The following is a 3,914-nucleotide window of genomic DNA, read 5'->3' on the forward strand; positions in this document are numbered from 1 at the left end:
GGCAGCGTTCGGCGCGGCGGGGGCGGTCGCGGTTCCGGGTGGAGGCGGTTTAGGGCGCGCGGGTCCTTCTGCCTTGCGGGGAGGGGCTTTCAGGGCCAGGCGCCGGGGAGGTCGAAGACCAGCAACCCCGGCTGGTTCAGCGGCAATTGGGCGGTGACCTCGCCGTCCGGGTTCAGCACGGCGGTGGGGCCCCAGGCGACGGCGCCGTCGCGCTCGCCGGTGACGTCGGCGGAGATCAGCCACAGTCCGGTCTCGCGGCAGCGTTCGGCGCGGGCGGGGTTGTGGCGGTCGCGCCAGTGCTCGGCGGTGGTGCGCTTCATCATGTTGTTGGCGGGGCAGACCAGCAGGGTCGCGCCGGTGTCGGCGACCTTGCGCGCGGCGTCGGCGAAGTTGGTGTCGTAGCAGATGTTGATCCCGAACCGGACGCCGCCGGCCTCGAAGGCGGGGCAGTCGGTTCCGGGGGTGAAGCAGGTCTCGCCGGCCAGCAGGTGGGTCTTGCGGCAGCGGCCCAGCAGGGCGCCGTGGGCGATGACGGCGGTGGTGTTGAAGAGGGCTCCGTGCTCCTCCTCGATGAGGCCGAGAACGATCGTGGGGCCGGTGGGTGGCAGGCGGGCGAGGATCGCGGCGAAGGCGGGGCCCGCGAGATCCAGGGCGTGGCGCCGCGCCAGGGGTTCGTCGGTGAGGTAGCCCTGCAGGTAGCCTTCCGGGAAGACCAGCAGGTCGGCGCCCCGGGCGGTGGCGTCGGCGATCACCGTCAGGGCGTAGGCGAGGGCGGAGTCGACGTCCTCGCGGAAGTCAGGCGTCTGGGCGGCGGCGATGCGGGGCATGGGCGATCTGTTTTCCTTCTCCCCTTGCGGGAGAAGGTGGCCCTGCGGACCAGGGTCGGATGAGGGGTTGATAGACCTGTCGGGTTTGGGCGGTTGGATGCGGCCGGAGAGGGGAGCGTGACCCCTCATCCGACCGCTCTCCGAGCGGCCACCGTCGAGAGCGAGCCGGACCGCTTGTCCGGCTATGCGTTTCGCCAACGATTTGGCGAAGCGCCGCTCTCGACCCCGCAAGGGGAGAAGGGGCGCTATTTCGGCTACGCGCTCACCACCACCCGCTGGGCGTTCTTGGTGAGGACCTGTTCGGCCTGGCGCATGATGTTGGCCACCATGTCCTGGCAGGTGGGGATATCGTGGATCAGGCCCTGGCTCTGGCCGACGGTCCAGATGCCGCCGTCGGTGTCGCCGGCGCCCATGACGTTGGTGCGGCCGCGGACACCGGCCACCAGGTGGCGCACGTCCTCGATGGTCTTGGTCGAGTCCTGCTGGATCGCCACCACCTCTTCGGACACCGCGTTGCGGGCCACGCGGCTGGTGTTGCGCAGGGTGCGGTTGGTGAGCAGGGTGTCGCGCTCGGTGTTCTCGACGATCTTCTTCTTCACGTTCTCATGGATGGCGCATTCCTGGGTGGCCATGAAGCGGGTGCCCATATTGACCCCGTCGGCGCCCAGCATCAGGGCCGCGGCCAGGCTGCGGCCGTCGGCCATGCCGCCCGAGGCGATCACCGGCACGTCGCCCAGCGCGTCCACCGTGGCCGGCAGCAGGACGATCAGGCCGACATCGTCCTCGCCCGGATGACCGGCGCACTCGAAGCCGTCGATGGAGACGATATCCACGCCGTGGCGCACGGCGGTCACCGCGTGGCGGACCGAGGTGCACTTGTGGATGACCTTCACCCCGGCCTCCTTGAAGGCGGGCAGGTGGTCGGTGGGATTGCGGCCGGCGGTCTCGACGATCTTGATGCCGCTCTCGATGATGGCCTCGCGGTACTCGTCATAGGGAATCTTGTTCAGCGACGGCAGCAGGGTGAGGTTCACCCCGAACGGCTTGTCGGTGAGGCTGCGGCACAGCTCGATCTCGTCCAGCAGCTCCTGCTTGTTGCTGGAATGGTGGGCGGTGATGAAGCCCAGCGCCCCGGCGTTGGCGACGGCGGCCACCAGGCGGGCGTAGCCGACGCCGGTCATGCCGCCCATGACGAGCGGCGTCTCGACGCCGAACATCTCCGTAATCCTGGTCTTGATCATTTCCCTTGGTCCCTGTTCCGTTTTTCTGAGCTGACGCCAGACTAGCAGGGGCTTTGGGCAGGTTTCACCTGGTTCTTTAGAAACCCAGCTCGGGATGGCCCGCCGCCCCTTGGGCTTCCTCGGGCAGGTGGCAGGTGAAGGTGGCGCCGGCGCCGGGCTCGCTCTCCAGGGCCACCCAGCCGCCGTGCAGCTCCACCAGGGACTTCACCAGGGCCAGGCCCAAGCCGGGGCCGCCACGTTCGCGGCCGATGAAGCGGTCGAAGATGTGCGCCTGGACGTGGAAGGGAATGCCGCGGCCAGTGTCGGAGACCTGCAGCTGGATCTCGCCGAGCGCCCGGCGGGCGGAGATGGTGACGGTCCCCTGGGGCGGGGTCTGGCGGATGGCGTTCTCGGTGAGGTGGTCCAGGGTCTGGGCCAGGCGCTTGATGTCGCCGCGGATGACGCCGATGTCGTCGGGATATTCCACCTTCACGGTCACCTGGGCGGCGGCGGCCTCGTCGGCGCGGCGGGCGGCGGCGGCGTTCACCAGCTCGGCGACGTGGACGTCGGCCAGGTCCAGCGCCATCTCGTCGGCGTCGATCTGGGCCATGTCCAGCACGTCGTCGATGGAGCGGGCCAGCTGGGTGGCGGCTGAGCGCACGGCGGCGGCGTGACTGCGGCCGCGCTCCGACAGGTTCTCGCCCGAGCGCTCCAGCAGTTCGGAATAGCCGATGATGGTGGTGAGCGGGGTGCGCAGCTCATAGGAGACGTTGCCCACGAAGTCGCGCTTCAGCCGCTCGGTTTCGGCCAGCGCCGCGGAACGGTCGGCGAGGGCTGACTCTAGCTTGCGGGCGTCGGTGACGTCGCCGAAGGCGATCAGGGTCGCGCCGTCGGGCAGGGGGCGCGACTGATAGACCACGATGCGGCTGTCGCTGGTCTTCACCTCGCCGGAGATGGGGGCCCGCGCCGCGGGGTCGGTGTCGGCGACCCGGCCCTTGAGTTCGCGCCAGAAGCCCATGTCGTGCAGGCGCGGAATGCAGAGCTCGACGACGCCCTCGAAGTCGTGGGCCAGCTCCAGCTGTTGCGGGCTGATGTTCCAGAACCGCTCAAAGGCCTCGTTGTGCAGGCGCAGGCGGCCGTCGGCGCCGAACACGGCCACGGCGTCGTTGAGCTTGTCCAGGGTGGCCTGCTGCACCTGGATGAGCGCGTTGTACTGGGCCTTCAGACGCAGCTCGCCGGTGATGTCGGAGAACAGCAGGACGATGCCGCCCAGCGGATGGACCTGGCGTCCGACCTTGAGCGTGCGACCGTCGGGGATCGACCACATGTCGTCGGGGCTGGCGTCCAGCGCCTCGTAGCGGTCCAGTTCGCTGGCCTTCCACTTCACATAGTCGGCGGTCTCGGGCAGGCGGCGGCGCTGGCGCAGGCGGTCGAGGATCTCGGCGTGGGTCGGGCGCTCGGCCAGCCAGGCGGGCTCCAGGCCCCAGAGGTCGGCGAAGGCGGTGTTGTGGAAGATCAGCCGCTTGGTCTTGGAGAAGATGGCGACCGCGTCGGCGATGTGGTTCAGCGTCTCGTCGTGGGCCTCGACGTGGCGTTTCAGGGCCTCGCGCAGTTCTTCCAGCTCGCTGACGTCCTCGGTCCAGACCCCGACGCCGCCGCCCTCCAGCGGCTGGGCGGTGATCTGGAAGGCGCGACGGCGGCCGGCGAAGGACGACCAGCGCAGGGCCTCGCGCTTGCGGCCCAGGTTGGCGGCCTCGGCGGCCAGGACGTCGGCGGCCTTGTCGAAGCTCAAGCCCTTGGCGGCGGCGTCGTCCAGGCTGGCGGCGTCGACGGCGGCCAGCCAGGCGGCGTTGACCCAGATGGGGCT

At 69.9% G+C, this 3,914-nt stretch carries 3 protein-coding genes; all 3 read right to left on the minus strand.

Annotated elements, in window-relative coordinates; translation table 11 throughout:
* Nucleotides 1-89: 89 nt before the first annotated feature.
* A complete protein-coding gene (locus AAC997_RS17880) occupies nucleotides 90-827 on the minus strand; it encodes a carbon-nitrogen hydrolase family protein (protein WP_340647059.1) in 738 nt (245 codons plus the stop codon).
* Between the two features lie 254 nt (nucleotides 828-1,081).
* Nucleotides 1,082-2,068: a nitronate monooxygenase family protein gene (locus AAC997_RS17885; protein WP_340647060.1), complete on the minus strand. Its 987-nt coding sequence runs from the start codon at nucleotides 2,066-2,068 to the stop codon at nucleotides 1,082-1,084.
* Between the two features lie 76 nt (nucleotides 2,069-2,144).
* The coding region (locus tag AAC997_RS17890) for an ATP-binding protein (protein WP_340647061.1) at nucleotides 2,145-3,914 on the minus strand (1,770 nt) is incomplete at its 5' end.

The sequence above is a fragment of the Phenylobacterium sp. genome (assembly GCF_037968635.1).
Taxonomy (GTDB): domain Bacteria; phylum Pseudomonadota; class Alphaproteobacteria; order Caulobacterales; family Caulobacteraceae; genus Phenylobacterium.

Bases quoted from the DNA above. Each gene is read 5' to 3' on its own strand.
- AAC997_RS17880 (WP_340647059.1), bottom strand. From the start codon at position 827: ATGCCCCGCATCGCCGCCGCCCAGACGCCTGACTTCCGCGAGGACGTC.
- AAC997_RS17885 (WP_340647060.1), bottom strand. From the start codon at position 2,068: ATGATCAAGACCAGGATTACGGAGATGTTCGGCGTCGAGACGCCGCTC.